Source organism: Mesorhizobium sp. M7A.F.Ca.US.011.01.1.1 (genome assembly GCF_003998295.1).
Classification (GTDB): domain Bacteria; phylum Pseudomonadota; class Alphaproteobacteria; order Rhizobiales; family Rhizobiaceae; genus Mesorhizobium.
In genome coordinates this window covers 1-383 of the sequence record NZ_RZRT01000289.1, presented here as the reverse complement: position 1 = coordinate 383, position 383 = coordinate 1, and the positions used below count along the sequence as shown (strand labels likewise).

Annotated in this window: 1 pseudogene; it reads left to right on the top strand. The window is 62.9% G+C overall.

Going from position 1 to position 383, the window contains the following annotated elements:
* Window positions 1-383: pseudogene (locus EOA13_RS37780) on the top strand (DNA-binding protein); the annotation flags it as partial.

Below are 383 nucleotides of genomic sequence, written 5' to 3'. Positions count from 1 at the left end.
GACCAGTTTCGGGCCTTCAAGACGCTCAGCGATCAGGGCCTCGATCCCGACGAGATCGGTGCCCGCTTTTTCGTGTCGCCGGCGACAGTGAGGCAGCGCCTGCGGCTGGCATCGGTGTCGCCGAAGTTGCTCGACCTCTACGAGAACGACGAAATCCGGCTCGAACAAATCATGGCGTTTTCGATCTCGGACGATCACGCGCGCCAGGAACAGGTCTGGGAGCGGATTGCCAGCTCGCACACGCAGGAACCCTACTACATCAGGCGCCTGCTGACCGAGACGACGGTGCGGGCCGATGATCGCCGGGCCGTCTATATCGGGGCCGAAGCCTATGAAGCAGCTGGCGGCGTCATCCTTCGCGACCTGTTCGAGCAGGATTCCGG